Origin of the sequence: Delftia sp. WSY_10 (assembly GCF_043104705.1) — a bacterium.
In the GTDB taxonomy this organism is placed as follows: Bacteria; Pseudomonadota; Gammaproteobacteria; order Burkholderiales; family Burkholderiaceae_C; genus Comamonas; species Comamonas tsuruhatensis.
In genome coordinates this window covers 404819-430678 of the sequence record NZ_JBICKY010000035.1, presented here as the reverse complement: position 1 = coordinate 430678, position 25860 = coordinate 404819, and the positions used below count along the sequence as shown (strand labels likewise).

The 25860-nt window shown below is 66.2% G+C and carries 26 protein-coding genes; 10 read left to right on the top strand and 16 right to left on the bottom strand.

Annotation, left to right across the window (positions count from 1 at the left end; genetic code table 11):
- Positions 1 to 6: 6 nt before the first annotated feature.
- Both ACF8ML_RS17705 and ACF8ML_RS17700 read right to left on the bottom strand, forming a co-directional pair.
- Positions 7 to 1011 (bottom strand): tripartite tricarboxylate transporter substrate binding protein, encoded by a 1005-nt coding sequence (locus ACF8ML_RS17705; protein WP_047471551.1) that lies wholly within the window; start codon positions 1009 to 1011, stop codon positions 7 to 9.
- A 77-nt stretch (positions 1012 to 1088) separates the two neighbouring features.
- Positions 1089 to 1943, bottom strand: a complete 855-nt coding sequence (locus ACF8ML_RS17700) for an amidohydrolase family protein (RefSeq protein ID WP_392407545.1) — start codon at positions 1941 to 1943, stop codon at positions 1089 to 1091.
- 133 nt (positions 1944 to 2076) lie between these two features.
- On the opposite strand from ACF8ML_RS17700, the gene ACF8ML_RS17695 reads away from it, so the two are divergent.
- Positions 2077 to 2970 carry a LysR family transcriptional regulator gene (locus ACF8ML_RS17695; protein ID WP_016446401.1) on the top strand — a complete coding sequence of 298 codons (894 nt, stop codon included), beginning with the start codon at positions 2077 to 2079 and terminating at the stop codon, positions 2968 to 2970.
- A 43-nt stretch (positions 2971 to 3013) separates the two neighbouring features.
- Here the strand turns inward: ACF8ML_RS17695 and ACF8ML_RS17690 are convergent, their stop codons facing one another.
- Complete coding sequence (locus ACF8ML_RS17690) at positions 3014 to 3652, bottom strand: LysE family translocator (RefSeq protein ID WP_016451462.1); 639 nt, start codon at positions 3650 to 3652, stop codon at positions 3014 to 3016.
- Positions 3649 to 5019, bottom strand: coding sequence for an MFS transporter (locus ACF8ML_RS17685; protein WP_046238365.1), 1371 nt, complete (start codon positions 5017 to 5019; stop codon positions 3649 to 3651). Before ACF8ML_RS17685 ends, ACF8ML_RS17690 begins: the two co-directional genes overlap by 4 nt.
- 89 nt (positions 5020 to 5108) lie before the next feature.
- On the opposite strand from ACF8ML_RS17685, the gene ACF8ML_RS17680 reads away from it, so the two are divergent.
- The gene (locus ACF8ML_RS17680) at positions 5109 to 6044 is read left to right on the top strand and encodes a LysR substrate-binding domain-containing protein (protein WP_016446398.1); all 936 of its coding nucleotides are present in this window, start codon (positions 5109 to 5111) and stop codon (positions 6042 to 6044) included.
- A gap of 2 nt (positions 6045 to 6046) precedes the next feature.
- Here the strand turns inward: ACF8ML_RS17680 and ACF8ML_RS17675 are convergent, their stop codons facing one another.
- From ACF8ML_RS17675 to ACF8ML_RS17655, 5 genes are all read right to left on the bottom strand, one after another.
- A complete protein-coding gene (locus ACF8ML_RS17675; RefSeq protein WP_016446397.1) occupies positions 6047 to 6421 on the bottom strand; it encodes a cytochrome c in 375 nt (124 codons plus the stop codon).
- Positions 6422 to 6541: 120 nt separating this feature from the next.
- Complete coding sequence (locus ACF8ML_RS17670) at positions 6542 to 6949, bottom strand: PRC-barrel domain-containing protein (RefSeq protein ID WP_016446396.1); 408 nt, start codon at positions 6947 to 6949, stop codon at positions 6542 to 6544.
- Between the two features lie 177 nt (positions 6950 to 7126).
- A complete protein-coding gene (locus ACF8ML_RS17665) occupies positions 7127 to 8911 on the bottom strand; it encodes a putative bifunctional diguanylate cyclase/phosphodiesterase (RefSeq protein ID WP_392407544.1) in 1785 nt (594 codons plus the stop codon).
- 60 nt (positions 8912 to 8971) lie between these two features.
- Positions 8972 to 9445, bottom strand: coding sequence for a BLUF domain-containing protein (locus tag ACF8ML_RS17660; protein WP_241150299.1), 474 nt, complete (start codon positions 9443 to 9445; stop codon positions 8972 to 8974).
- A gap of 149 nt (positions 9446 to 9594) precedes the next feature.
- A complete protein-coding gene (locus ACF8ML_RS17655) occupies positions 9595 to 10497 on the bottom strand; it encodes a LysR family transcriptional regulator (protein WP_046238351.1) in 903 nt (300 codons plus the stop codon).
- 128 nt (positions 10498 to 10625) lie between these two features.
- Here ACF8ML_RS17655 and ACF8ML_RS17650 point away from each other — a divergent pair, with 128 nt between their 5' ends.
- Positions 10626 to 12116 (top strand): MFS transporter, encoded by a 1491-nt coding sequence (locus ACF8ML_RS17650; RefSeq protein WP_392407543.1) that lies wholly within the window; start codon positions 10626 to 10628, stop codon positions 12114 to 12116.
- Here the strand turns inward: ACF8ML_RS17650 and ACF8ML_RS17645 are convergent.
- Positions 12097 to 13479 (bottom strand): PLP-dependent aminotransferase family protein, encoded by a 1383-nt coding sequence (locus ACF8ML_RS17645; protein ID WP_392407542.1) that lies wholly within the window; start codon positions 13477 to 13479, stop codon positions 12097 to 12099. The genes ACF8ML_RS17650 and ACF8ML_RS17645 overlap by 20 nt on opposite strands.
- A 174-nt stretch (positions 13480 to 13653) precedes the next feature.
- Between ACF8ML_RS17645 and ACF8ML_RS17640 the strand changes: the two genes are divergently transcribed.
- Entirely contained in the window at positions 13654 to 13890 is a 237-nt protein-coding gene (locus ACF8ML_RS17640) for a hypothetical protein (protein ID WP_016446390.1), read from the top strand.
- A gap of 19 nt (positions 13891 to 13909) precedes the next feature.
- Here the strand turns inward: ACF8ML_RS17640 and ACF8ML_RS17635 are convergent, their stop codons facing one another.
- The 4 genes from ACF8ML_RS17635 to ACF8ML_RS17620 all read right to left on the bottom strand — a co-directional run bounded on the left by ACF8ML_RS17635 (position 13910) and on the right by ACF8ML_RS17620 (position 17684).
- Entirely contained in the window at positions 13910 to 14710 is an 801-nt protein-coding gene (locus ACF8ML_RS17635; RefSeq protein ID WP_392407541.1) for an amino acid ABC transporter permease, read from the bottom strand.
- Positions 14707 to 15369 carry an ABC transporter permease subunit gene (locus tag ACF8ML_RS17630; protein ID WP_392407540.1) on the bottom strand — a complete coding sequence of 221 codons (663 nt, stop codon included), beginning with the start codon at positions 15367 to 15369 and terminating at the stop codon, positions 14707 to 14709. The genes ACF8ML_RS17635 and ACF8ML_RS17630 overlap by 4 nt, the downstream gene beginning before the upstream one ends.
- A 3-nt stretch (positions 15370 to 15372) precedes the next feature.
- The gene (locus tag ACF8ML_RS17625; protein WP_016446387.1) at positions 15373 to 16275 is read right to left on the bottom strand and encodes a glutamate ABC transporter substrate-binding protein; all 903 of its coding nucleotides are present in this window, start codon (positions 16273 to 16275) and stop codon (positions 15373 to 15375) included.
- A gap of 98 nt (positions 16276 to 16373) precedes the next feature.
- A complete protein-coding gene (locus tag ACF8ML_RS17620) occupies positions 16374 to 17684 on the bottom strand; it encodes a flavin-dependent oxidoreductase (protein ID WP_016451470.1) in 1311 nt (436 codons plus the stop codon).
- A 70-nt stretch (positions 17685 to 17754) separates the two neighbouring features.
- Between ACF8ML_RS17620 and ACF8ML_RS17615 the strand changes: the two genes are divergently transcribed.
- The 4 genes from ACF8ML_RS17615 to ACF8ML_RS17600 all read left to right on the top strand — a co-directional run bounded on the left by ACF8ML_RS17615 (position 17755) and on the right by ACF8ML_RS17600 (position 20338).
- The gene (locus tag ACF8ML_RS17615; RefSeq protein WP_392407539.1) at positions 17755 to 18360 is read left to right on the top strand and encodes a TetR/AcrR family transcriptional regulator; all 606 of its coding nucleotides are present in this window, start codon (positions 17755 to 17757) and stop codon (positions 18358 to 18360) included.
- 73 nt (positions 18361 to 18433) lie between these two features.
- Positions 18434 to 19435: an NADP-dependent oxidoreductase gene (locus tag ACF8ML_RS17610; RefSeq protein ID WP_392407538.1), complete on the top strand. Its 1002-nt coding sequence runs from the start codon at positions 18434 to 18436 to the stop codon at positions 19433 to 19435.
- A 30-nt stretch (positions 19436 to 19465) separates the two neighbouring features.
- Entirely contained in the window at positions 19466 to 20170 is a 705-nt protein-coding gene (locus tag ACF8ML_RS17605) for an SDR family oxidoreductase (protein ID WP_074922907.1), read from the top strand.
- Between the two features lie 6 nt (positions 20171 to 20176).
- A complete protein-coding gene (locus ACF8ML_RS17600) occupies positions 20177 to 20338 on the top strand; it encodes a hypothetical protein (RefSeq protein ID WP_156136031.1) in 162 nt (53 codons plus the stop codon).
- A gap of 27 nt (positions 20339 to 20365) precedes the next feature.
- Here ACF8ML_RS17600 and ACF8ML_RS17595 read toward each other — a convergent pair whose 3' ends face one another.
- Positions 20366 to 20737, bottom strand: a complete 372-nt coding sequence (locus ACF8ML_RS17595) for a hypothetical protein (RefSeq protein ID WP_209672831.1) — start codon at positions 20735 to 20737, stop codon at positions 20366 to 20368.
- Positions 20738 to 21241: 504 nt separating this feature from the next.
- Here ACF8ML_RS17595 and ACF8ML_RS17590 point away from each other — a divergent pair.
- Together ACF8ML_RS17590 and ACF8ML_RS17585 are read left to right on the top strand one after the other, a co-directional pair.
- A complete protein-coding gene (locus ACF8ML_RS17590) occupies positions 21242 to 24742 on the top strand; it encodes an IPTL-CTERM sorting domain-containing protein (protein WP_392407536.1) in 3501 nt (1166 codons plus the stop codon).
- A 129-nt stretch (positions 24743 to 24871) separates the two neighbouring features.
- Positions 24872 to 25351: a GNAT family N-acetyltransferase gene (locus ACF8ML_RS17585; protein WP_074931903.1), complete on the top strand. Its 480-nt coding sequence runs from the start codon at positions 24872 to 24874 to the stop codon at positions 25349 to 25351.
- Between the two features lie 36 nt (positions 25352 to 25387).
- Here ACF8ML_RS17585 and ACF8ML_RS17580 read toward each other — a convergent pair whose 3' ends face one another.
- Complete coding sequence (locus tag ACF8ML_RS17580) at positions 25388 to 25828, bottom strand: hypothetical protein (RefSeq protein WP_209668839.1); 441 nt, start codon at positions 25826 to 25828, stop codon at positions 25388 to 25390.
- Between the last annotated feature and the right edge of the window lie 32 nt (positions 25829 to 25860).

The following is a 25860-nucleotide window of genomic DNA, read 5'->3' as shown; positions in this document are numbered from 1 at the left end:
CTCGCTTCAGTCGGGGGTGATGCCGTTGGCGCGTACCACGCGGCTCCATTTGAGGGTGTCGGCCTGCAGCGCCCTGGCCAGTTCGGCCGGCGTGCTGCCCACGACTTCGGTGCCAGAGGCTTCCAGGCGGCTTTTGACCGAGGACGTGTTCAGCGCTCGCTGCACGGCCTGGCTCATTTTTTCGGTCTCGGCCGCTGGCGTACCCTTGGGGGCGAACAGGGCGTACCAGTTGTCCGAATCCACGCCGGTGATGCCGATCTCGGCAAAGGTCCTGACCTCGGGAAAGCGCGGGTGGCGCCGGCTGGCGGCAATGGCAACGGGCTTGAGCTTGCCGGCGGAGATCTGTCCGATCAGCCCGGGAATGTCGCCAAAGAAACCATCGACATGGCCCGCCACCACATCCGTGATGGCGGGCGCGGCGCCCTTGTAGGGAATGTGGGCGAGCTGGATGCCCGCATGCTCTTTGAGCAATTCCATGGCCAGGTGCGGCACGCTGCCCGTGCCGGACGAGGCCATGGTCAGCGGTGTACGGGCCTGGCGTGCGGCTGCCACGAACTGCGCGCCGTTGCCGTAGGGCGCCTTGGCGTTGACCACCAGCATCTCCACGTTGCTGACCACCAGCGACACCGGTGCGAGGTCGGTGGCCGGCTTGTAGCCGAGCTTGGGGTACAGCGCCGGGTTGATGGCCACGGCGCCCACGCTGGTCAGCCACAGCGTGCGCGTGTCCGGCTGTGCGCGCGATACGTATTCGGCCGCAATGGCGCCGTTGGCACCGGCCTTGTTCTCGACCACGACGATGCTGCCCAGCTCCTTGCCCAACTGCTCGGCCAGCGTGCGCGCCACGAAGTCCACCGGGCCGCCCGGCGGAAAGGCCACGACGATGCGCGTCATCTGCGGCTGCGCGGGCGCAGGCGCGGGCCATGCGGCGCAAACCAGGGCAGCGAGGGGCGCCAGGGCCGCCAGCGCCATGGACAGGCAGCGCCTGCGGCGGGTGGAAGGGATGCTTGTCATGGATGTCTCCTTTTATGGGTATCTGTGGGCAGGGCGACGGGCGATGAGCCACAGGCGACAGGCGCCTTGTGCGATCCTCAGAACCGGTACAGCCCCTGCGGGTTGTCCACCAGCAGGGCCTGCCGCAGCGCTGGCGTGGGCGCGATGTCGGCCAGCGCATCGACCAGCAGGCCGTCGTCGGGCACATGCGTGTGGTTGGGGTGGGGCCAGTCCGTGCCCCACAGGCATTGCGTGGGAAAGCGCTCCACCAGCAGGCGCGCCAGCGGCTTGCCCTGGGCATAGGGCGGCTGGCTGTCGATGCGGTCCACGCCGCTGACCTTGACGTGGAACTGCGGCTGGTCGGCCAGCAGCTGCATCAGCGCCTGGAAATCTGCATGCCCTGCGCCCAGGCGCGCATCCACGCGCCCCATGTGGTCGATCACCACGGGCACGGCACTGGCCTGCAACTGCCGGCCCACCGTATGCACCAGGCTGCTTTCGAAATGCACCTGCAGATGCAGGCCGGCCGTGGCCAGGCGCGGGGTCAGTGCCAGAACGTCTTCAATGCAGGCGCCGGCCAGGTGCCGCATGAAGTTGAAGCGCACGCCCCGGAACCCCGCACCCGCCAGCCGCGCCAGCTCGCCATCGGACACATCGGCGGCCACCAGCGCCACGCCCAGGTAGTTGCCGCCACCGGCGGCAATCGCGTCCTGCACCGCACTGTTGTCCAGGCCGTGGCAGGCGGACTGCACGATCACGCAGCGCGACACGCCCAGGTGGCGGTGCAGTGCAAACAGCGTGTGCTTGCCCGCGTCCGCCGGGGTGAAGCTGCGCCCGGCCGCATAGGGAAACTGGGTGCCGGGACCGAACACATGCACATGGGTATCGCAGGCGCCCGCAGGCAGCTGCAGCGCGGGCTTGGAGGGGGACAGGGCGTAGGTGAGTTCAGGCATGGGGCTTTGCAACAAGGCAGCGACAGCGAAGGCTTGTGGCGATTGTGGTCGGGCTTGCCGCGAATGAGGCATAGACTTGGCTGATACCTGCTATCAGCCAAAAGCATGCTGAAAGCCCTTGCCAAGGAGAACCATGGACCTGACGCGCCTGAGCTATTTCGCTGCGGTGGCCGAGGCCGGCAGCTTCAGCCGCGCCGCCGCCGCCCTGCATTTGTCGCAACCGGCCCTCAGCCGACAGGTGCTGTTGCTGGAGGGGGAGCTGGGACAGCGGCTGCTGGAGCGCACCGGGCGCGGCGTGGTGCTGACCGAGCCGGGCCAGGCGCTGCTGCAGCATGCGGCCGGCATCTTTGCGCTGGCCGCGCAGGCCGAATCGGACATGCAGGACCGGCTGCGCAGCCCGCGCGGGCGCATCAGCATCGGCCTGCCGCCCTGGGTGGCGCGCTCCATCGCCGCAGACCTGGTGCAGGGCTTTTTGCAGCAGTACCCCGACGTCACCATCTCCATCGAGGAGAACCTGAGCATCAGCCTGCGCGAATGGCTGATCGCCGGGCGCGTGGACATGGCCCTGCTGTTCGATCCCCCGCACTCGCCGCAGATCACCACGGAGACCCTGCTGCGCGAGCCGCTGGTGCTGGTCAGCAGGCATGCGCTGCCCGCCAAGGTCCGCATGGCGGCGCTGTCCCAGCGCAAGCTCGTCATGGCGCGCGGCCCCAACGCGCTGCGCAAGCTGCTGGAGAGCTACACCGTGCCGCGCGGCGTGCCGCTGCACATGCTGGCCGAGGTCGATTCCGTGCACACCGTGCTCTCGCTGGTGGCCCGGGGCATGGGCGACTCCGTGCTGCCGCTGAGCGCCATCCAGGGCACGGCCTCGCCGTCGCAGCTGTCGATCGCGCAGATCATCTCGCCCGTCGTGCGCAACCGCCTGGTGCTGGCCATTCCGCGCGCACGCCCGTCCACCCGCGTCACGCGCTTTGCAGAGCAGCTGATCAAGCGGGTGGTGAGCGAGCGGCTGGGCTTGCCGGGTTGATCCGACAGCTGTTGAACGGCCAGTGCGAAGCCCTGGCCCGCACTCAGCCCAGCTTGTGCCGCGTCCTGAGCAATCCCAGGCCCAGCGCGATGAAGGTGCCGCCCACGATGCGGTTGAACAGCCTGGCGTGCGCCAGCACGTGGCCCTTGATCATGGAGATCAGCAGCACATAGCAGGCGTGCGAGATCAGGGCGCAGACCGCGAACGTGGTGGTCAGCACCAGGTACTGCGTGAGCAGCGGCTCGCCCGGGATGACGAATTGCGGGAACAGCGCGGAGAAGAACAGGATGGCCTTGGGATTGGTCAGCGACACGCCCAGGCCCTGCGCCACCAACTGCCAGTTCCCGCGTTCACGCCGGTGGGCAGGCGCCAGGCCGGCGTCGCTGCCCAGCAGCGCGTCCTTGCTGCGCCAGCGCTTGACGCCCAGCCAGATCAGGTACATGGCGCCTGCCACCTTCATGACCAGAAATGCGTGGGCCGACATGCTGAGAATGGTGCCCATGCCGATCATGGCCAGCCCGGAGACCACGAAGATGCCCACCGAGCTGCCCAGCGAACTCAGGGCCGTTCGCCTGGCGCCCACGTCCACCGAGTTGGAGATGGCTAGCAGCACTGCCGGGCCGGGAGTGAAGCACATCAGCAGCGAGACGCCGCAGAAAACAAGCCAGTGGGCGATGGTCATGGTCGGTGCGAGGAGGCCGTGGGAAGACAGCCGGTATTCTCGTTCAATAACGCCCCCTGCGTGGCCCCGGGGTTGCCGGCCACCCCGGCCCGTGCAAACAGATGCATGGCCCAGCCCGCGCAGGCCGCCGCGCAGGCCCAGACCAGCCCCCAGCCCTGGGCCGACAGCAAGTGCGGAATGGCCAGCGGCACGAGGAAGCACACCGCGAACACCGAGGTATTGGCCATGCCCAGCGCCGTGCCCGCGCGGGCCGCGCCGGCCAGCCCGGCCAGCTGCGTGTAGGCAACGCCGTGCCAGGCGGACACGCAGATACCGCACACGCCCAGCATCACCATCAGCACCAGGCCCATGGCGGGCGACACTGCCGATGCGCCCGGATGGCTGCTCCAGCTCAGGGCCGCCATGCCCGCGAACAACGCCAGGGTGAGCTGGCAGCAGGCGCGCAGAAAGGCCGGGCGGTTCTGGCGCCTGTCGGTCCAGCGGCCGCTGCAGATGCGCAGGGCCATGGAGGCGAGCTGCACGGCCGACATGACAGCCGCCGCCACGCCCAGCCCCAGGTGGGCATGGTCATGCAGAAACACCGTTCCGAACGAGAGCACGGCGAACTGCGGGGCGCACAGGATGCCGATGCCGGCGGCCATGCGCCAGGCTTGCCGATCGCGCAGGGGCCCTGGCGCGGATGGCCCGGCCCGGCCTGGCGCAGCGGCCTTGCCTGAGGCCGGGGCATGCGATGGCTCCTGAATCCACAGCGCTGCAAACACCGCCGCCGCCAGGCACAGCGCCGCCAGCACGCCATAGACGGCGGCAAAGCCTGCATGCGTGGCCAGGCCGGTCAGCAAGGGGGCGCCAATGGCGCCGCCCAAGGGCACTGCGGTCTGGCGGATGCTCATGGCCAGGCCGCGCTCGCCTTCGGCAAACCAGCCCATGACGGCCCGGCCACTGGCACCGTTGACGCTGCCGCCCAGCAGCCCCACCAGCACCAGCCCGCCGGCCAGCAGGCCGAACGAAGGGATATGGTCCGGCGATGGCGAGGCCCAGAGCGCCATCGCCGCCAGGGCCAAGGCCGTGCCGCACAGGCCCAGCAGCAGCACCGGCCGGTCGCCCCAGCGGTCCGTCAGCAGGCCCCAGGGCAGTTCGCTGAGCGCAATGCCCAGGCCCATCAGCCCCAGCGCCAGGCCCAGCGTCTGCGTGTCCAGCTGGTAGCCCGAACGCATGAGGATGGCCGTCATGGGAATGCCGCTGAAAGCCACGGAAAACGCGGCGTTGGCGATGACGCCAGCGGCCAGCACCTTCCATCGGTGGCGGGGCGGGCGGGGGGAAGCCAAGGGGCTGGGATTGGCGCTGCGGCCGGCAGGAGAAGAGGTCATGGCCGGCAGTATGGTCAGCCCCAACCATCCTGAAAATCACATAATTTCGTATCTACAATCCAGTTTTTCAGCACGATGAAGGCTTGGCAATGACACGTGTGCTCTATGACCTGGATGTGCTGCGCACGTTTTGCACCGGCGTCGAACTGGGCAGTTTTGCCCGCGCTGCGGACAAGCTCGGCCGCTCCACCTCGGCCGTCAGCGCCCAGCTCAAGAAGCTGGAATCCCAATGCGGCACGCCCTTGCTGCGCAAGTCCGGCCGGGGGCTGGTGCTGACGGAGGCCGGAGAAACCCTGCGCGGCTACGCGCTGCGCCTGCTCGAACTCAACGACCGCGCCGTGGCGGCCGTGCGCGGCAGCGAACTGCGCGGCCTGGTGCGCCTGGGCCTGCAGGAGGACCTGGGCGAAAGCGTGCTGCCCCATGTGCTGGGGCAGTTCGCGCGCGCCCATCCCCATGTGCGCATCGAAGCCAGCGTGGCCCGCAGCGATGAACTGCGCGAGCGCATCGCCCTCGGGCAATTCGACCTGGCCCTGCTATGGGATGCGGGCGTGAACCACGCGTGCGTGCATGGGGAGCACATCATGCGGCTGCCGCTCCAGTGGATTGGCCCGGCATCCATGGACGCGGCCGACGCCGGCTGGGCACGCTGGCGCAGTGGTGCAGCGCAGGACGACGACGTGCTGCCCCTGGCCATGCTCGATGCGCCTTGCCCCTTGCGGGACATCGTGACGGCTGCGCTGGACAAGAAGGGCATGGCCTGGCGCCATGCCTTCAACAGTGCCAGCCTGTCCGCCGTCTGGGCCGCCACGGCTGCAGGCCTGGGCCTGTCCGTGCGCACGCCGTTCGGCCTGCCCGCGCACGTCAAGCCGCTGGATGCGCAGGCCCTGGGCCTGCCGGCCCTGCCGTCCATGGATCTGATCCTGGGCCGTGCCACGCTCGATGCGCCAGCGCCCGTGGACCGGCTGGCCAGCATCCTGGTCGATGCGGTGCGCGAGCATATGCGCGCGCAGAAACTCGATATATAGGGCTACTTCTTCGCAACCAGGCCACTGAAGTATTCATTGAGGTCGCGGAAATCCTTCACGGTCCAGGCATGGGGCGGCACCTTCACCCCGTTTTCCCGCAAGGTCCTGGGAATCAGGTCGCCATTGGGGCGAAGAATGACGGACGAGACGATCACGCCCGGATAGTCATGGAGCCTTTTTCTGAACGCGGCGGTCGCCAGGTCGGGGGTGGGTGGATTGCTCTTGTTGGCCAGCGGGCCCGTACCCTTGGCGTCTGCCCCGTGGCACATGGCGCATCTGGACAGGTAGAGCTGCTTTCCATTGCTGTTGTCTGCAAGGCAGGGCAATGCCTGAATGCACAGCGATATTCCCAAGGATACGGCGACGATTGTTTTCATTGACTCGCGGATATTTTTTGGTATGAATCTGATCCGCCGCGATCATATGGTCCTGCACGGCCGCCCACGAAAAAGCCCTGCAACGCAGGGCTTGTCAAAGAAGCAGGGCGCGCGCCCGGCTTACTTCTTGGCGTACTCGAATTTGGGCAGCGCCTTCAGCGCGTCCTTGGTGGCGCCGGGCAGCGTGATCTTGTTGTTTTCCACGCGGAACTGGTTCACCGGAATGGCCACGTCATGCTTGCCCATGCCCAGGAAGCCGCCGGCGCCGACGATGGCGTAGGAGACCGCCTTGTCGGGTGCGACGATCACGTCGTCGATCTTGCCCACGGCCTTGCCTTCCTCGTTGTAGACGCTCTTGCCCAGCACGGACTTCTTCAGGCTCCAGCCCGTGGCCACGGCCTGGACTTCGGTGGCCGCCACGCCCAAGGTGGTAGTGCCCGCCACGGGCTGTGCCCAGCTGGTCGAGGCCGTGGCTGCGATCAGCGCGGTTGCGATCAAACCCATCTTCAGCGTCTTGAGACCTGTCATAGAGAACTCCTGGAAAACAAAATTTGAAGCCCTCATTAGGAGTGCAGCCCGGCAGCGGCGAGATCGGAAAACCAAGCAAAGCCATGTCAGCCGATCCAGCGCCACGGTGAGGAGACTGCCTACAGTCGTCCCGCCAATTGCCTGCGCCTGCGCCCGGCATGCCATGGCCAAGGCCCTTCATTTTCCCTGTGCGTATCGATTGCGCTCTTCGACGAATTTCCTGATTTCCGATGCCTCTATGGGCCTGCTGAAATAGTAGCCCTGTATCTCATCGAACCCCAGCGAAACCAGCAGATCGAAGACTTCGGCGCTGTCAACGCCTTCTGCCACGAGGCGGTAGCCAAGGTCCGAGGCCATGGTCATGATGGATTTGAGCACGGCCAGCGCCCGTTCATTGGTATCGACGTCGCAGACCATGGAGCGGTCTATCTTCAATATCTCGGCAGGCAGATTCTTGAGTGACGCAAGATTGGAGTAGGCGGCACCAAAATCATCCAGTGCGACCTGGATTCCGAGTTTTCTGATGTGCTGAAGCGCCTGGACCGTGCCGTGGCCTGTCAGCACATCGCTTTCGGTGCACTCGATCACGATATTTTCCAGGGCAACGCCATATTGACTGCACATGGCGTTGAGGTAGTCCGGAAAATCGACCTCGTCCAGATTGCGCGGCGAGACATTGATGGAGACCTGGAGGTCGAGACTTTCCGCTTTCCAGGCCGCAACCTGCGCCAGCGCCGTTTTGATCACGAACCGCGTCAGGCCATGGATCAACGGCGTGGCTTCCACCAGGGGGATGAATTCGCTGGGCGGGATTTCCCCCATTTCCGGGTGCTTCCAGCGGATGAGCGCCTCCAGCCCCTTGCAGCTGAAACTGCGGTTGTCGAATTTGGGCTGGTACACCAGCCGCAGCTGCCCCTTGTCCAGCGCATGCCCAAAGTCCCGCAATAGCCGATAGGATCTTCGCTGGCGGCTGTCCTCGTTCTCCTCATAGCGGTGAAGTGACCGATGGTTGTGGCCAGCCTGCTGCACGGACACCATGGCCTTGCGAATGACATCATCGACCTCGGCCTGGGCCAGGTGGAACCGCACCACGCCTGCCCGGGGCTGAAGTTCGAACCGGAGATCGGCACTGGTGATGGGCTTTTGCAGGTGTTTCAGCAATTGCCTGACCAGGGCCTCTTCATCTTCTTGCCTGCCTGCGCTGATGATCCATGCAAACCTGGCCAAGCCCACGTGGTACACGGTTGCGTGCGGTCCCGTCATGTCCGTGACGGCCTTCGCAATGTCACGCAGGAGCTGCTCGACATAGTTCAAGCCCAGCGCATTGCTCATTTCCAGCAGGCTGCAATGGTTGATCGCTTCCATCAATACCAGGCTGCGTGCCTCCTGCGGGGCCACAATGCAAAGGCTGTTCAGGTCGGACTGGAGCTGCGAGCGATTGTGCAAGCCCGTGACCTCGTCTACTTTTCCAATGCTGTGATGGTATTGGATCTGAGCCTGCACTATCGCAGCCATGGCGGCCAGTTGCCGGCCTTGCTCTTCAGAGAAGGTTCTGGGTCGGGTATCGATGATGCACAGGCTGCCGATGGCATGGCCGGATTTCATGATCAGGGGAACGCCGGCATAGAACCTGATGTTCGGTTGGCCGGTTACCAGCGCATTGCCTGAGAACCTGCGGTCAAGGTGCGTGTCAGGAATCACCATGATTCCTTCGTTTCTGATGGTGTGGTCGCAGAAGGCGTCCGTGCGCAGGCTGCCGTCCATGTCCACACCTACGGGCGCCTTGAACCATTGCCTGTGCTCGTCCAGAACCGTGATGATGGCAATCGGCACCATGAACATCTGGCTGGTCAGCTGGGTGATGCGCTGAAATTCCCGTCTGGCGGTCATGTCCAGGATTTCAGCGGTCTGAAGTCCGAGCAGTTGCTCTTTCTCGGATTCGGTAGTCCAACGGGTGAGCATCGATTTCCTGCCTCAGTGAACCCACATCATGAAAATCCCGCTCCGCTTTGGCCGAAGGAATTACTGAACATCCAGCAGCGGCAACAGCTCCTGCAATTTGGCCAGCGCACCAGGGCCTTCAAGCTTGGAAATCGTGCCCAGATGTTCTGCATCTTCCACAATCACATAGGCCATGGACCACTTGGCGAAACGCCTTTGATCAATGCGCGTTTGCGGGAACATCGGCGTGAAGTTGATATGTCTTTCGTCGCGCGAGATGGACTCCACCAGCAAACCCAATTGCCGTGCCGGCCCTTCGACATACTGAAAGAAACGTTCCCCGTCGAAAACCAGCATGCCCGTGATCCCGGCCGACCCGTTGAAGGAGCGTGCGGTCTTGATGATGCCCGCGATGCAGGTGGTGTCGGCCCCTGGTGCCAACTGACTGTGATAGAGGAAGCACTCCAGAGAACTCTCCTGCATAACCTCGCGCCTTTCTGTGTTGTAGGCCGGCGATGGTATGGCCTGCGCGGGACGGTCCACGTAGGTGTGCAACCCGTTGTTGCATATGTAACCATCCCGGCCTCCAGCGCCTGCTGCATCTGGCGCTGGTCAGCCTTGGTCTGCTGATGGGCTGGCCCATCTGCATGGGTATCTGCATGGGTGCATGGGAGCGGCGATGGCAGCCCGCTGGCTGCGGGCGCTCATGGCGAATCAGCCTTTGCGCAAATCTCCCGTACGCACCCGCGCAGCCAGCGGTGCGCAGGATCGGCATGCAGCCTGGGATGCCAGAGCAATGAAACCGTGATCTGCGGCATGGAGACCGGAAGGGGGAAGCTGTGCATTTGCGCGCGCAGGTTGCCGGTGTGCCGTTCGGGAACGCTGGCGATCAGGTCGCTGGCGCGGGCCAGGGCCAGCGCGCTGGAAAAGCCGCCGACGGTCGCAACGATCTGCCGCTGCAGGCCGAGCGCATTCAAGGCTTCATCAATGGGCCCCTTTTCCTGCCCCCGCCGGGACACCAGGATATGCCTGCCGCTCGCATAGCGCGCGGGTGTGATCTCGCCCTGGCTCAGCGGATGGCCCTGGCGCACGACGCCGATGAAACGGTCTCGGAACAGCGCCTGCGCGCGCACCTCCGGACCTATCGTGCTTGCGACAACGCCGGTTTCCAGGTCGACCGTCCCGTCGCGAAGCGGGCCGCTGTCCTTGTTGGTCTTTTGCACGAAGCAAAGCCGTACGCCGGGCGCTTGCTGGCCCACGCGGGCAATGAGGTCCGGTCCGAAATTCTCCACGAAGCCTTCACTGGTGCGCAGCGTGAACGTGCGCACCAGTTGTCCGAGGTCGGGCTGCCCGGCAGGGCGCAGAACAGCTTCCGTGTCCTGCACCAGCTGGCTGACCCGCTCGCGCAGCTCAAGCGCTCGCGGTGTGGGAACGAGACCCCGCCCGGCCCTGACCAGCAGCGGATCGCCGGTGGTCTCACGCAGCCGCGCCAGCGCCCGGCTCATTGCCGACGGGCTCAGCCGCAACCGCTGGGCCGCGCGCGCAACGTTTCCCTCCGCAAGGAGCACATCCAGGGTGACAAGCAGGTTGAGATCGGGCTTCGGCATGGATTGACCGTAGCACAGCGGGTAGTGACATGGCGTCAAACGCATGAATAAAGTGAGAGCAGTGCGCCTTCCGCCATGCCAGGCGCGGCACTAGGCTCCTGAGAACTTGAATATGGGAGTCGCCAAAGATGAAGTCCACGTCGAAACCGATCGGTGCCGGAACAGGTGGGGCAGGGGCCGGCGGTGCGCAACAGGGGCCGCCGGTCCGGTGGGTGCTGGCCGGCCTTTCGCTGTCCATGCTGCTGTCCTCCCTGGGCACCAGCATCGCCAACGTGGGATTGCCCACCTTCGCGCAGGCGTTCAACGCGTCCTTCCAGCAGGTCCAGTGGATCGTCCTGGCCTATCTGCTGGCCATCACCGCCCTGACCGTCAGCGCCGGCCGGCTGGGCGATGTCCTGGGCCGCCGACGGCTGCTGCTGGCCGGCATCGTCCTGTTCACGCTGGCCTCGGTCCTTTGCGGCCTGGCCCCCAATCTCTGGCTGTTGATTGCCGCCCGGGCGGTGCAGGGCCTGGGAGCGGCCATCATGATGGCCCTCTCCATGGCGCTGGTCGCCGAGACGGTTCCGAAGGCGAGGACCGGTAGCGCGATGGGCCTGCTCGGAACGATGTCCGCGATGGGCACCACCCTCGGTCCAGCACTCGGCGGATATCTGATCGCCGGACCCGGCTGGCGGGCCATCTTCCTCATCAACCTGCCGCTGGGCGTCCTGACATTCCTTCTCGCGCATCGATACCTGCCCGTGCATCGCCAAGGGGCGCAGGCGGATCGGGCGCGCTTCGACCACCTGGGCACCTTGCTGCTCGCTCTGACGCTTGTGGCCTATGCACTCGCCATGACGCTGGGGCGCGCAAGCTTCGGTTCGCTCAACGGGGCTTTGCTGTCGGCCGCGGCCTTCGGCGTCGTGCTCTTCGCGAGGGCCCAGGCGGCAGCCGCATCGCCATTGATCCGATTGGAGCGGTTCCGCGATCCGGGCTTCAGCGCGAGCCTGGCCATGAATGCGCTCGTCTCGACGGTGATGATGGTGACGCTGGTGGTCGGGCCGTTCTATCTGTCTCGCGGGCTCGGGCTTGACGAAACCACGGTCGGGCTCGTGATGTCGGTGGGCCCGTTCATCGCCATCCTGAGCGGTGTCCCGGCCGGCCGTGTCGTCGATCGCCTGGGCGCTGCCCCCATGGTCATCGCCGGACTCATCGCCATGGCGGCGGGCGCATTCGCCCTGTCCGTGCTTGCGGCGATGTTCGGTGTTGCGGGCTACGTTGCCGCCATCGCCGTCCTGACCCCTGGCTACCAGCTGTTCCAGGCCGCCAACAACACGGCCGTCATGGCCGATGTCGCTGCGGACCAGCGTGGCGTGATGTCGGGCATGCTCGGGCTGTCGCGCAACCTCGGGCTCGTCACCGGGGCATCCGTGATGGGGATGGTGTTCGCGTTCGCGTCAGGGACGGCCGACATCGCCGCGGCGCATCCCGGGGCCATTGCCCACGCGATGCGGATCACGTTCGCAGTCGCGGCAGTGCTGGTCGTGGCCGCGCTCGTGATTGCGATTGCGGCTGCGGCTGCGGCTGCGGCCGCAAGCCGTGCTCCCGCGACCGGCGCGGCTACACCACGGCAGCGCTGAACGACTCCGGCAGCCGTGCAAGCAGATGGGACAGCCGTTGAAGACCGGCGTGCAGGCGTCCTCGGTCCTTGATGCTGCCCAGGGAGATGCGGATGGCATTCACGGATTCGCTGCCGGTGGCGAATGCCTGCGCGGGCGTGACGGCGATGCCCTCGCTGTCGGCGGCACGTGCCAGCTGAGCGCAAGTCCAGTACCCCGGCAGCTCCAGCCATACATGCAGGCCGTCCCCGGCGCCGCTGTACCGCCCCGCCAGGATGTCCCTGGCCATCCGGTGGCGCAGGCGCGCCTCCTTGCGCACGCCGTCCATCAATTGCCCGGCCGAACCATCGAGGATCCACTGCGTGGCCAGCGCGGCCGTCACGGGGGTGGCCATCAGCGCAAAGGACCTGAGCGCCACCAGGAAGCGCTGGCGTTCATGCGGGTCGCGCATGAGCACGAAGGCCACGCGCAGGCCGGGCGTCAGGCATTTGGACAGGGTCGAGATGTAGTACACCTGCTGCGGGGCGAATGCGGCAATGGGCGGCGGCGGGGCGTCGGCCAGCAGCCAGTAGGGGTCGTCCTCGACGATGCGCACCTGGCAGCGCCTGGCCACGCTGGCCAGCTGCTTGCGCCGGCCTTCCGACATGGTGATGGCGGTCGGGTTCTGCAGTGTCGGATTGAGGTAGACCAGCGCCGGCCTGTGCTCGCGGCAGGCCTGCTCCAGCATCTCCGGCACCATCCCCTGCCTGTCCGCCTGCACCGCCAGGATGCGCCGGCCGAACTGGGCCGCTGCGGCACGCAGGCCGGGATAACTGGCGGGCTCCGCCAGGATCACGTCGCCCGGCGCGGTCAGCGCAAGAATCAGGGCGGCGATCGCCGCCTGCGCCCCGGGGCAGACAACGACCTGCCGGTCATCCAGACTTCCAAACATCGGCTCCAGCCATTGGGCTGCGGCCTTGCGGTCGGAGTCGCTGCCCCCGCCCAGGTGGTAGGTCATCAGCAGCTGGGCATCGGCCCTCATCAATACCTGCGACAAGCCCTGTTTGAGCATGTCGTCGAAGTCCACGCCCTCGGGCGGCGGCGGGGTGTTCATGCTCAGGTCGAGCACCGAGCTCCATTCGACCTTCGGCGCCGCGACATAGGTGCCTCGCGCGCCGCGTCCCTCCAGCAGGTGGCGCCGCCGGGCCTCGTCGTAGGCGCGGGTGATGGTCGTCAGGTCCACATCCAGCTGCGCTGCCAGCAGGCGCTGCGGAGGCAGGCGGTCACCCGGTTTCAGCGATCCGTCCGCCACCGCTGCCTGCAAGGCATCCGCAATCTGCAGAAAACGGGGGCCGCGCTGCACGGCCAGGCGCGGCAGCCAGCTTGGCAAAGAGTCATCTTGCATGGTTTTCAGCAGCGATGTTTGGGTCCATGTATGGAAATTGCTTTTGGGTAGTATGCGCCACAAGGTGTGGCTGCACCGTGCTTGCATGGCCGTCGCTGACGCTCTGCCTCTCATGTCCGGGAGGGGGGCTCCCCACCGTGGACAGTGCCAAGTCATTGGCTGGAAGTTCTCAAAATGATCGATTGGATCCCCGTAGTCTTCGTCACGTTCAAGGCGCTCGTGTTCGGCACGGCCATGTTCTTCGCCATCAAGTGGCATTACGACCAAGGCAAGAAGAAGGGGGCGGACAGGCGCGAGCTGCTCATTGCGGGCGGCAAGATCGCTGCCGTCTTCACGCTGCTGCTGCTGTGCGTGCTGGCCTTCACCTTCGGCCTTGCCAGGATGCTCGGCATGGATCTGAGCCTTCCCTGAGGGCAGGCACTGGCGGGCCTCAGTGCACGGGCCGGTTCAGCCGCCTGCTCGCCCTTGATATCGCGTAGTTCACAAGGCAGTAGAGCACCGCCACCACCAGGTACACGGGCACCAGCGCGTGGTAGTTGGCAATGAGCACCTTGGCGTTCTGCATGAGCTCGCCGTAGGTGACGATGTAGCCGAAGGTGGTGTCCTTGACCACGATGACCAGTTGCGCGACCAGCGCCGGCACGATGAAGCGCACCGCCTGGGGGAAGACGACGAACCGGAAGACCTGGACCTCGGTCAGCCCCAGGCTTCGCGCGGCATCGGTCTGGCCGCGAGGGACGGCCAGCACGCCTGCGCGGTAGACCTCGGCCACCACGGCGGCGGTGCTCAGGCCTATGGGAAGGGTCAGCATCCAGTACGTGCCGAGCTTGATGCCGGCTGCGGGAAGCACCAGAAAGCACACATAGATCAGCAGCAGCGTGGGCGTGCCGCGCAGGAATTCGATGACGGCGATGCTGGGCCAGCGCACGATGCGGGGCCGCGCCAGGCGCCCCGCCAGCAGCACCAGCCCAAGGCTCAGCGCAATGACGGCGGCCATGGCCGAGGATGCCAGCGTGCCGAGCAGGCCCTTGGCCAGAAAGGCCCAGGTGGTGGGCCAGGCGAAGAATTCCCAGAACCGGGCCTCGAGCTGGCCTGCGGAATGAAAACGCCACACGATGCCCGCAGCCAGCGCAATCAGCCCGGCCGCGGCGATCAGGCTGACCACCTGCGTGATCTTCCTGGCCTGCGGGCTGGGCGCGCCAAACAGAATGTCTTCCAGAGAACGGCTCATCGCAGTATCCGCAGCTTCTTTTCCAGGATGGCGCCCGCCCAGGCGATCAGCAATCCGGTGGCCACGTACATCGCGGCGGCCACGGCGAAGGCGGCCATGCCGGCAGCGGAGTCGTTGGCGATCTTGGACACGAGCGAGGTGAGTTCCCGGCCCGCCAGCGGCACCTGGGATGCCAGCGAGGTGGACAGCATCAGCGCAATGAGCAGCGACGTCATCGGCTGCACCACCGAGCGCAGCGCCTGCGGCAGCACCACGGCCGAGATGATCTGCATGGGCCGCATGCCCAGGCTGAGCGCGGCCTCGATCTGGCTGCCTGCAATGGTGTTGATGCCCGCGCGCAGATAGTCCGCCGTGAACGCGGAACACACCAGCGCCAGGGTCAGGACCACGCTGGGCTCATAGTCGATCACGACGTTGAGATCGGGCAGCGCGAACACGATGAAGATCAGCAGCGCCACGCTGGGGATGTTGCGGAAGATCTCGACGTAGCCCGTCAGCACGAAGCGCAGCGGCGGCAGCGGAAGCAACCTGAGCACCGTGACGACCACGCCCAGCAGGAAGCCGGGCAGGAACGAGAACGCGGTGAGCTTCCAGGTCAGCAAGAGGGCCTGCCAGAAGGCAGGCCCGTGGTCGGCGAGGAGTCTGGAGACGTCACCCATCGCTCAGGGCAGGGCGGGCGGCGTGGGAACGGCCGTGCTGCCGGTGCGCTGGCCGATGGAGATGGTCCACAGCTTGGCCCAGGTGCCGTCGGCTTCGATTTTCTTCAGGAAGGCGTTGATGAAGGCCACGCCGTCCGAGCCCTTGGGCAGGCCGATGCCATAGGAATCCTGCGTGCCGAAGGGCGCGCCCGCCAGCCGCGCGTCGCCGGTGCCCAGGCTCAGGGTGTTGAGCAGCAGGGTGTAGTCGGTCACATAGGCGTCCACGCGGCCCTGGCGCAGGGAGTCCAGCGCTTCCTGGTGCGTCTGGAACTCCTGCACGACCGCCTTGGGCGCGTGCTGCGCCAGGATGGCAGGCCCCGTGGAGCCGGCCTGCGTGGCGACCTTCTTGCCGCCCAGATCGCTGTACGACTGCACGGTCTTGTTGCTTGCCTTGACCAGCACCCCGGCCTGCGAGGTGTAGTAGGGGCCGGCAAACGAGATCTTCTCGGCACGGGCGGGGGTGATGGAGTAGGTGGCAATCACCATGTCCGCCTGGTTGTTGATCAGCACCTGCTCGCGCGTGGACGAGGTGACCTGCGCGAACTGGTACTTGGACGCATCGCCCAGGATGTAGCGCGTGAGCAGCTGGGCCAGGCCTGCGTCGAAGCCGCGGATCTTGCCGTCCTTCTCGTTGAGCAGGGAAAACAGATTGGAGGTCTGGGTGCTGCCCAGGCGCAGCGTGCCGGCCTGCTTGATCTTGCTGGCCCAGGTGCTCGATGCGATGGTCGCGGCGTCGGCGACGGGGCCTTGCGCAATCAGGGCGTCGAACGCCGCTGTGTTCAGGGGCGCGCCCTGCGCAAAGAGCGAACCGCTGCCCACGATCGCCAGTGCCACCACGGTGGATTTCAGAATGGATTGGATCGGCATGGGGTCTTCCTGCTGGGTCTGTGATGTAAATCTGGGGATGGCTGCCAGGGGCAAGGGCCGATTATGGCGACTCGCGGCCCTTGCCGCCGCACAAGGGCTCAGGCCCCGGCCACGCGCTGCCCTGGCGCAATGGTGGGGGGCGCGGCGTTGAGCGTCTCGATCGCAAAGCCGGCAGCGGCCTTGTACCGGGCCATGAAGCCCTCGCGCTCCTCGCGTGGCAGCACCTCGTCGATGTCGTCGAAGACGCCGCCGCAGCGCTCGTCCACCAGCCCCAGCAGGCCGAAGGGGCCGGCCCCCCGGTTGCGCAGCACCAGCGCCGAGAGGTCCTTGCACAGCTTGTCGTCATAGGCGCGCAGCGCCTGCGGGCCCACGCCGTGGGCAAGGAACTGCGCACCCAGCACGCGCGCGTCCACGATGGCCTGGCTGGCGCCATTGGAGCCCACCGGGTACATCACATGCGCCGCATCGCCCAGCAAGGCCACGCGGCCGTCCACCCAGGTGGGCACGGGGTCGCGGTCGATCATGGGGTACTCGAAGACATCCGTGGCGCCGCGCAGCATGGCCGGCACGTCCAGCCAGCCGTAGTCCCAGCCGTCGAAGTGGTGGATGAATTCCTCCAGCGCCACGCGCCGGTTCCAGTCGCCCTGCCGCCAGCCGCCCTGGTTGTCCACCGTGATCTCGGCGATCCAGTTGATGGTGGCCAGGCCCGTGACGGGGTCCGGCGGCGTGATGGGGTACAGCACCACGCGATGGCGCAGCGAGCCCACGCCCACGAAGGACGCGCCGGTGCGCACCGGCACCCCGGGCGTGGTGCCGCGCCACATGATGGCGCCGCCCCACTGTATGGGCGGCTGCGCGGGGTGCATCTGCGCGCGCACGGCCGAGTGCAGGCCATCGGCCGCCACCAGCAGCGAGCCCTGCACCTCCAGCCGCTGGCCATCGCGGGTGTCGATGAGGGCGGTCACGCCCTCGGCATCCTGCCGGTAGCCCACCACGCGCCGGCCCAGCTGCACGGCGTCGTCGCCCAGGCGCTGCCTGACGGCGTTGAACAGCATCATCTGCAGCTGCCCGCGGTGCACCGCGTACTGCGGCCAGCGGTAGCCGGCCTGCAGCCCGCGCGGCTCGGCATACACCTCGTTGCCGTTGCGCCCGACCAGCGCCCATTCCCGGGCCTGCAGGCCGATGGTGTCCAGCACATCGTTGCCGAAGCCCAGGTCATGCAGTTCCCGCACCGCGTTCGGCTGCAGGTTGATGCCCACGCCCAGCGGCTGCAGCTGCGCCACCGACTCGAACACGATGCAGGGCACGCCGATCTGGTGCAGCGTGAGGGCAGTGGCCATGCCACCGATGCCGCCGCCGGCAATGAGCACGGGGCGGGATGGATTGTGGTGTGAAGCAGCAGCAGACATGCCGGGATTGTCCATGCAATGGCTGCGGGCGGATGTCCCATCTGCGGTGCGTGCATGGCGCAAACAATGTATGATGACCATCATGCAAAACACAAATTCCAGCGCCCGGGCTTCCGCCAAGGAGGCCACGCATGAGCGCATCGTCTCCGTGGCGGCGCGTGCCATCCGCCGCAGCGGCTATGGCGGCACCGGGGTGGCGGACATCATGAAGGAGGCGGGCCTGACGCATGGCGCCTTCTACGCCCATTTCGCCTCGCGCGATGCCATGCTGGCCGAAGCGGCGGGCAAGGCCTGCGCGGAGTCCTGTGCCGCCGTCGCCGACGTGGTGGCCAAGGCGCCGCCCGGCATGGTGCTGCAGGCCATGCTGGCCGCCTATCTTTCCAAGGAACATGTCCAGCGCGCCGAGTTGGGCTGCCCCCTGGCGGCCCTGGGTTCCGAGACCTCGCGCCAGGCGCCGGAGGTGCGCCGCGTGGCCACGGGCCACATCAAGGAAATGGTCGATCTCATCGCCCGCCAATCACCGGACTGGGGACAGCCCGGTGCCCACGAGCGCGCGCTCGTCACCTTGTCCACCATGGTCGGCAGCCTGCTGCTGGCTCGGGCGGTGGACGATCCGGCCCTGTCCGACAACCTGCGCGAGGCAGCACTCAAGCACCTGGCGCCGGCCAGCCAGTGATGGCGCATGCCCTGTGCATGTGCCTGGATTTTTTTCGTCTTTACATATGATGATCATCATATAAAGGAGAGCCATGAAGGCATTCATTCTGGAAAGCTATGGAGCGAACCGCGCCTTGCAGCTGGCAGACGTACCCGAGCCGCAGCTGCGTGACGACGAAGTCCTGGTCCAGGTCCATGCCGCAGGCGTGAACCAGCTGGACTCCAAGATCAAGGATGGGCAATTCAAGCTCATCCTGCCCTATCGCCTGCCCCTGATCCTGGGCCACGACGTGGCCGGCGTGGTGGTCAAGGCCGGCCCGCGCGTGCGGCAGTTCAAGCCCGGTGACGAGGTCTATGCACGCACGGACGATTTCCGGATCGGCACGTTCGCGGAGTTCGTGCCGGTCAGGGAATCATCGCTGGCGCCCAAGCCCAAGGGGCTCACGATGGAAGAGGCCGCCTCCATCCCCCTGGTGGGCCTGACGGCCTGGCAGGCACTGGTGGAGACAGCGAAGCTGACGAAGGGGCAAAGGGTCTTCATCCAGGCCGGCTCCGGGGGCGTGGGCACGTTCGCCATCCAGCTGGCCAGGCACCTGGGCGCCACCGTTGCCACCACCACAAGCGCTGCCAACTTCGAACTGGTCAGGAGCCTGGGTGCGGATGTCGTCATCGACTACCGCACGCAGGACTTCGAGGATGTCCTGCACGACTACGACGTGGTGCTCAACAGCCAGGACGGCAAGGCGCTTGGCAAATCCCTGCGCGTGCTCAAGGGCGGCGCGAAGCTGGTCTCCATCTCCGGCCCGCCCGATCCCGCATTTGGCAGAAACATCGCGGCGCCCGCATTCGTGCGGCTGGTGATGCGGCTGCTCAGCTCCGGCATCAGGCGCCGGGCGCGAAGCCGTGGCATTGACTACTCCTTTGTCTTCATGAAGGCCGACGGTGGCCAGCTGCGCGAGATCACCCGCCTCATCGAGGCGGGCGCCATCCGCCCGGTCGTGGACAAGGTCTTCGCATTCGAGTCCACCAACGAGGCCCTTGCCTATGCCGAAGCCGGCCACGCAAAGGGCAAGGTCGTCATCAAGATCCGTTGAATCTGTTTCCCCCCACCCCTGGAGTGCTCCATGAAAATTGAAAACGCTGTTGTTCTCGTCACCGGCGCCAATCGCGGCATCGGCCTGGCCTTCGCACGCGAGCTGCTTGCCCGTGGCGCCCGCAAGGTCTACGCCGGCGCGCGCGACCCCGCCACCGTCACCCAGCCCGGCGTGCATGCCCTGCAGCTGGACGTGAACCGCCCGCAGGACGTGGCCGCCGCCGCAGCGCAGGCGCCGGACGTCACGCTGGTGATCAACAACGCCGGCATCGCGCAGCCCGGCGGCTTTCTGGCGCCCGACAGCGAAGAGGTCGCCAGGCGCATCTTCGAGACCAACTTCTTCGCCGTGCTGCGCATGAGCCAGGCCTTTGCGCCGGTTCTCAAGGCCAACGGCGGCGGGGCCTTGCTCAATGTGCTGTCGGTGGCCTCCTGGGTCAATGGCGGCGAACTGGCCGCCTACTCGGCCAGCAAGTCGGCCGCCTGGTCGCTCACCAACGCCCTGCGCAGCGAGCTTGCAGGGCAGAAGACACAGGTGCTGGGCCTGCACATGGCCTATGTCGATACCGACCTCACGCGCGGGCTTGACGCACCGAAGTCCAGCCCCGAGGACATCGTCAGCCGCGCGCTGGACGGACTGGAGGCCGGGCTCGATGAAGTGCTGGCCGACGAGCTCACCCAGCAGGTCAAGCGCGGCATGACGGCGGCACGGCCAAGCTATCTGCCGCAGGGCGCCTGAGCCTGGATGACCGCCGCAGCCCGTGGCCGGACCATCAACACAGGCCGGGCCATGAAGTGCGCGCCATGGCAGATCGCCGTGCTCTCCCCGGGCGTGTGCCTGGGAATCTGCGGCCAGTGCAACGCAGGGCTGACTGTGGTGCTGAGTACGGCGCTGAGTGTGGGCTGAACGCAGGCTGACTGGCGCGCTGGCGCATCAGCTGCTGCCGTCCAGCCCGGGCACCGGCCGGCGCTCAAGCAGTTGCGCCATGGCCCGGGCAGCCGCCTCGGCCGCTTCGGCGCGGCGCATCTCGGCCGCGTCTTCGAACCCGCAGCCCATGGCCTGGGCCTCGGTGCCGGCGTAGTCGGCCAGCGTGTCGGCGCTGTCGCGGATGCTTTGCAGGGCGCGGGCCACCACGTCCAGGTGGCGATGGCCCTTGGGGGTCTCCAGCCATGCCAGGGCCAGCTGGGCGATGGCGGAGATTTCTGCACAGCCTTGCTGCACAAGATGGTTCACCTGGGTGAGCGCATTGGACAGCTGCCGGGTGCTGTGGCTGTCTGTGGCGGGGGAGGGCTGGGCGGGGTTCATGCCATGTCCCTCCGCAGTTGGCCGGACACAAAGGGCTGGCATGAGGGAGGGACTGCGCCAAAAGACGGCGCGCAGGCGAGAGAAACGGCGTTCATTGTTCCGTGCTCCATTGCGGATCGAATCCACAGGCCATCGCATCTGCGTTGACTGATGGATTCGGTGTACCAAGCCTCGCTTTCGGAGAGGCTGTGCCGCTATACGACGGATGTTTTGAAGCATCAGCCCCGGGACAGGGGGCCGGGGCGGATGATAGCGCGGGACGGGAGGGGAACGCCCCTTTTTTTGGGGGGGTGAGGCTTGCGAAACGTCCAGTCAAGCGCGGCACGAACGCACAGTCAAGCCGCCAGGGCTGCGCGCCCGCAAGATGGCCGGCAGTGCGCATCCACCCGTGCCACACGCTTGCATCAACATGGCTTTCAGCGCTTGATACACAAGTGCTGAAAGCATTTTTCATGGCCGATCGCGGCTGGGTGGAACACCGCTCCACCCACCCACCCCATCGCCATGAAAACCCTTGCCCTTCGAATTGCCATGCTGCTGCTGACGGCGGCGGCTTCAGTGTCTGCTGGTGCAGTCACGGTATTCGACAACCTGGCAGCCGCCAATGACCCGTGGCTCATCCAGCACAACTCCAGCTACCACACCAAACTGTGGGTGGCCAACCGCATCCCGATTGGCAGCCAGTCGCTGCGCATCACGCAGGTGAAGATGAATCTCACCCAGATCGACCAGTTCGAGCTGCAAGTGTGCGCAACCGACGCCAGCGCCGCCACGCCGTTCGTGGACATGACGGCCTGCGCCCCCTTCACCGCCGACGCGGCCACGCCGGGCATGCGCGTGTTCACGGGCGACCGCATCGTGGCGGCGGGCGACTTTGCCTGGGTGGTGGTGCGCAGCATCGGCCAGACCATGATCCGCCGCCAGATCACCACGGCCACCAACGACGGGCTGACCTGGTATTCAGGCGCGAGCCACAACCCGGCCTGGGTGGCCGAGCCGCAGACCTCCATCGGCATGACGGTCGAGGCCGGCTCCGTGCAGCTCGATGGCGTGTGCGGCAGTGCCAGCAGCACCACGCCTCGCCGTTATCCGCCAGACGCCTTGCTGTGCAGCGTGGGCACGACCAGCGGCGTGATGGGTGAAACCTACTCCTTCTCCTGGGTGTGCCAGAGCAGCTACGGCGGCAACCCTTCGCCGCAATGCTCCGTGCCTCGCGCCTACCTCGTTACCTCCCAGGCCACGGGCGGCGGCAGCATCGAGGCGGGGCGCGATGTAGCGGCGGGGCAGCAGGCCAGCTTCACGCTCACCACGCCACCGGGCTATACGGTGCAGGTCAGCGGCTGCGGCGGATCGCTTGCGGGCAACACCTACACCACTGCGACCATTACCGGCAATTGCACCATCAGCGCCACCTTCGCGCCGCCGCCCACCAATGGCGCGTGTGGCAGCACTGCGCCTTCGCTCACCTTGCCAACCCTCTTGTGCAGCGCCGGTTCGGCCACCAACCAGTCTGCCGCGTCCGATGCCTTCCGCTGGAATTGCGCGGGCATCAGCGGCGGCACCACGGCCGCTTGCCTGGCACCGCGCCAGTACATGGTGACAGTCAACACGGATGCGGGCATTGCCAGCGCACAGTGCACCCCGAACCCCGTGACCCATGGCTCCAGCGCCAGCTGCACGGCCACGGTGCACGACCCTGTCGCCCGCCCCTTCAGCGGCTGGGGCGGCGCCTGCAGCGGCACGGGGGCTTGCCAGCCCGTGGTGCTCGGGGCTACCACCGTCTCTGCCAACACGACGCTCATCACCTACGCCATCACTACCACTGCCACCACGGGCGGGAGCATGTCTTGCACGCCCAATCCCGTGCCCCACGGCCAGGCCGCTGGCTGCACTGCCACGCCGCAAACGGGCTTTCAGTTCACCGGCTGGACGGGCGATTGCGCGGGCACGGGTGCATGCCAGTTCACCAACGTGACCAGCGCGCACAGCGTGGGAGCCACCTTCGCGCCGATTACCTACGCCATCGCCACCCCTGCCGTCACCGGCGGCAGCGTGAACTGCACGGCCAACCCCGTGCCCCATGGGCAAGACACCATCTGCGTCGCCTCGCCCGCGATGGGCTACCACTTCACCCATTGGTCGGGCGATTGCACGGGCACTGCCAGCGCGTGCATTCTCTACAACGTGACCAGCCCGCGCAGCGTGGGGGCCACATTTGTACTCAACACCTATTCCATCGGCATCGTCCCCGCCCCGGCCAACGGCACAGTCACCTGCACGCCCAACCCCGTCACCCACGGCCAGGATGCAAGCTGCACCGCCACGCCCGATGCGGGCTACCACTTCACCAGTTGGTCGGGCGATTGCACGGGCACGGGGGCATGCCAGTTCACCAGCGTGACCGCGTCGCGCACCGTCTCGGCCACCTTCACGCCCAACACCCACTCCATCGCCACCCCCGCCGCCGTCAACGGCACGGTCACCTGCGCGCCCAACCCCGTCACCCACGGCCAGGACGCAAGCTGCACCGCCACGCCCAATGCGGGCTATCACTTCACCAGTTGGTCAGGCGATTGCACGGGCACGGGGGCATGCCAGCTCACCAACGTGACCAGCCCGCGCAGCGTGGGTGCCACTTTCGCGCTGAACACCTACCCCATCAGCATCGCCCCCGCCACCACCAACGGCACGGTCACCTGCACGCCCAACCCCGTGACCCACGGCCAGGCCGCAAGCTGCACCGCCACGCCCGATACGGGCTATCACTTCACCAGTTGGTCGGGCGATTGCGCAGGGGCGGGGGCATGCCAGCTCACCAACGTGACCAGCCCGCGCAGCGTGAGTGCCACCTTCGCGCTCAACACCTACCCCATCAGCATCACCCCCGCCCCGGCCAACGGCACGGTCACCTGCGCGCCCAACCCCGTCACCCACGGCCAGGACGCAAGCTGCACTGCCATGCCCGATACGGGCTATCACTTCACCAGTTGGTCAGGCGATTGCACGGGCACGGGAGCATGCCAGCTCACCAACGTGACCAGCCCGCGCAGCGTGGGTGCCACCTTCGCGCTGAACACATACCCCATCAGCATCACCCCCGCGACCACCAACGGCACAGTCACCTGCGCGCCCAACCCCGTCACCCACGGCCAGGACGCAAGCTGCACCGCCACGCCTGGTACGGGTTATCACTTCACCAGTTGGTCGGGCGATTGCGCGGGCACGGGAGCATGCCAGCTCACCAACGTGACCAGTCCGCGCAGCGTTTCGGCCACGTTCACCCACGACCCGGTCGATGCCACCTGCGGCTCAGCGGCCAACGGCGCTGTGGCCTTCAAGCCCAGCGCGAATCTGTGCGCCACAGGCACGCCAGGGATAGTGCTATCCGCTGGCGGCCAATACAAATGGCAGTGCAGCGGTGAATATGGCGGCGCAGCGCAGCAGTGCAGCGCACCGTGGCAGGGTGCGGGCGGCAACGGCAATCTGGGGGCGGTGGAGGTGGATGGAGCGAACGGCTGGGAGATCAGCAGCGCTGCCTTTGCCTCCACCTTGCCCGCGCCCTTGCCGTCCCATGTGCGTGCGGTGCACGCGCCGCTGGGCCTGGTGCTGGGGCGTGTCGCTGGCAATGCAGATGCACAGGTGACCGTGCACTTCACCACACCAGTGCCGCAGGGGGCCGTTTATTACAAATACGGCCCCAGCCCCGACGGGCTGGGCTGCACCGGCGCTGCCTGCGCGCAGCCGCACTGGTATGCGCTGCCCGGCGCGCAGTTTGCGCCCGACGGCCTGAGCGTGACCTTCACCCTGGCCGATGGCGGCGTGGGTGACAGCGATTCCGTGCCCAACCAGATCACCGACCCCGGCCTGCCCGTGCTGCTGGCCCCGCAGGCCATCCCCGCGCTCGGCCCCTGGGCGCTGGCGTTGCTTTCGCTGCTGGCAGCGGGTCTGGTGGCGGTGCGTCGCCGAGCGCCGAGCAGTGGTTGCGCACCGCCGATCAGAAAGTGAAGCCTTGGCTTGCAGCGGCAGCAACCCCGCACTGTGGACTGCTGCCCCTTGGTTGACGCTCAGATAGACGGTCGGCAACCACCGTTTTGGTAGGCTTTGAATTTGATGGATAGACAACCAGATACAGGCATGAATTTGAAATTTAAGCGACTCACTGAAGTTGATCCGGCTCACATTGTTTCGCTGAACAACAATCCAGATGTGCTGCGACAAATGCCGCTTGGAAGTGCGAATTTCGACCTGGCGAAAGCAAATGAATGGGCTCGGCAAAAGGATGCCCAGTGGCAACAATACGGCTATGGGCCATGGGCGTTTGAAATTGACCAGCAATTTGCCGGCTGGGGCGGTTTGCAGTACGAGGAAGGTGATGCCGACCTCGCTTTGGTGCTTCACCCCAAATTCTGGGGAAGTGGCAAAGCCATCTATCAAGAGATAGTGAAACGTGCATTCACTGGCTTGGGGCTGAGCTCCATCACGATTTTGCTGCCACCTTCAAGAACCAGAATAAAAGGGATTCTCAAGCTGGGATTTCGGCCAGATGGCGCACTGGATATCGAGGGGACTCGCTTTTTGCGCTATCGCCTGCATGCACCCGGCAAACCCGCTTGACCAGATCTTTGGGCAGCGCGTCTTGATCCCGCGCGCTCATACCTTGGCAAGGAAGGCCGCTGCATCACCCGCTTCACACTTCCAGTCTGCGAAGACCCCAACCAGATTGCACTCCACGCAGCGGCAAGCGATGTAGTACCAGCGCACGTCGTGTGTGCCTTCGTACACGGAGACGCCGGACATCAGTTCGAACGTCTCGTTCTCGCACACGCACTCGTGTGCCTCAGGGGTGGCCTCTTCAACATGTTCCGCGCTGTCGCCCATCAGGTGTTCCTGCCCGCAGTCGGTGCAGGTGCGGATGGCCACGCCGGCTTCTTCATCCGTCTGCAGCGCAAAAGTCCGGCATCCGCAATCGCATTTGGACGAGGCAAACCGGACGGCCTCATGGCGATTCGCAACGCTGTAGCTGCGCAGCTCGGCTTGGGTGTCGCCGGACGTTGTCCCGTACCAGAACTCGCCCTTCTTCGTCAGTGACATTGATACTGTTCCATTCTTCAAGTTGGGCTTCC

What these genes read in the sequence shown, in the direction of transcription:
- ACF8ML_RS17605 (WP_074922907.1), top strand. Translation starts at nt 19,466, where the DNA reads ATGAAAATTGAAAACGCTGTTGTTCTCGTCACCGGCGCCAATCGCGGC.
- ACF8ML_RS17580 (WP_209668839.1), bottom strand. Translation starts at nt 25,828, where the DNA reads ATGTCACTGACGAAGAAGGGCGAGTTCTGGTACGGGACAACGTCCGGC.
- ACF8ML_RS17585 (WP_074931903.1), top strand. Translation starts at nt 24,872, where the DNA reads ATGAATTTGAAATTTAAGCGACTCACTGAAGTTGATCCGGCTCACATT.
- ACF8ML_RS17610 (WP_392407538.1), top strand. Translation starts at nt 18,434, where the DNA reads ATGAAGGCATTCATTCTGGAAAGCTATGGAGCGAACCGCGCCTTGCAG.
- ACF8ML_RS17690 (WP_016451462.1), bottom strand. Translation starts at nt 3,652, where the DNA reads ATGACCATCGCCCACTGGCTTGTTTTCTGCGGCGTCTCGCTGCTGATG.
- ACF8ML_RS17620 (WP_016451470.1), bottom strand. Translation starts at nt 17,684, where the DNA reads ATGTCTGCTGCTGCTTCACACCACAATCCATCCCGCCCCGTGCTCATT.
- ACF8ML_RS17595 (WP_209672831.1), bottom strand. Translation starts at nt 20,737, where the DNA reads ATGAACCCCGCCCAGCCCTCCCCCGCCACAGACAGCCACAGCACCCGG.
- ACF8ML_RS17625 (WP_016446387.1), bottom strand. Translation starts at nt 16,275, where the DNA reads ATGCCGATCCAATCCATTCTGAAATCCACCGTGGTGGCACTGGCGATC.
- ACF8ML_RS17695 (WP_016446401.1), top strand. Translation starts at nt 2,077, where the DNA reads ATGGACCTGACGCGCCTGAGCTATTTCGCTGCGGTGGCCGAGGCCGGC.
- ACF8ML_RS17635 (WP_392407541.1), bottom strand. Translation starts at nt 14,710, where the DNA reads ATGAGCCGTTCTCTGGAAGACATTCTGTTTGGCGCGCCCAGCCCGCAG.
- ACF8ML_RS17675 (WP_016446397.1), bottom strand. Translation starts at nt 6,421, where the DNA reads ATGAAAACAATCGTCGCCGTATCCTTGGGAATATCGCTGTGCATTCAG.
- ACF8ML_RS17640 (WP_016446390.1), top strand. Translation starts at nt 13,654, where the DNA reads ATGATCGATTGGATCCCCGTAGTCTTCGTCACGTTCAAGGCGCTCGTG.
- ACF8ML_RS17685 (WP_046238365.1), bottom strand. Translation starts at nt 5,019, where the DNA reads ATGACCTCTTCTCCTGCCGGCCGCAGCGCCAATCCCAGCCCCTTGGCT.
- ACF8ML_RS17655 (WP_046238351.1), bottom strand. Translation starts at nt 10,497, where the DNA reads ATGCCGAAGCCCGATCTCAACCTGCTTGTCACCCTGGATGTGCTCCTT.
- ACF8ML_RS17680 (WP_016446398.1), top strand. Translation starts at nt 5,109, where the DNA reads ATGACACGTGTGCTCTATGACCTGGATGTGCTGCGCACGTTTTGCACC.
- ACF8ML_RS17670 (WP_016446396.1), bottom strand. Translation starts at nt 6,949, where the DNA reads ATGACAGGTCTCAAGACGCTGAAGATGGGTTTGATCGCAACCGCGCTG.
- ACF8ML_RS17590 (WP_392407536.1), top strand. Translation starts at nt 21,242, where the DNA reads ATGAAAACCCTTGCCCTTCGAATTGCCATGCTGCTGCTGACGGCGGCG.
- ACF8ML_RS17630 (WP_392407540.1), bottom strand. Translation starts at nt 15,369, where the DNA reads ATGGGTGACGTCTCCAGACTCCTCGCCGACCACGGGCCTGCCTTCTGG.
- ACF8ML_RS17705 (WP_047471551.1), bottom strand. Translation starts at nt 1,011, where the DNA reads ATGACAAGCATCCCTTCCACCCGCCGCAGGCGCTGCCTGTCCATGGCG.
- ACF8ML_RS17665 (WP_392407544.1), bottom strand. Translation starts at nt 8,911, where the DNA reads ATGCTCACCCGTTGGACTACCGAATCCGAGAAAGAGCAACTGCTCGGA.
- ACF8ML_RS17650 (WP_392407543.1), top strand. Translation starts at nt 10,626, where the DNA reads ATGAAGTCCACGTCGAAACCGATCGGTGCCGGAACAGGTGGGGCAGGG.
- ACF8ML_RS17600 (WP_156136031.1), top strand. Translation starts at nt 20,177, where the DNA reads ATGACCGCCGCAGCCCGTGGCCGGACCATCAACACAGGCCGGGCCATG.
- ACF8ML_RS17700 (WP_392407545.1), bottom strand. Translation starts at nt 1,943, where the DNA reads ATGCCTGAACTCACCTACGCCCTGTCCCCCTCCAAGCCCGCGCTGCAG.
- ACF8ML_RS17615 (WP_392407539.1), top strand. Translation starts at nt 17,755, where the DNA reads ATGATGACCATCATGCAAAACACAAATTCCAGCGCCCGGGCTTCCGCC.
- ACF8ML_RS17645 (WP_392407542.1), bottom strand. Translation starts at nt 13,479, where the DNA reads ATGCAAGATGACTCTTTGCCAAGCTGGCTGCCGCGCCTGGCCGTGCAG.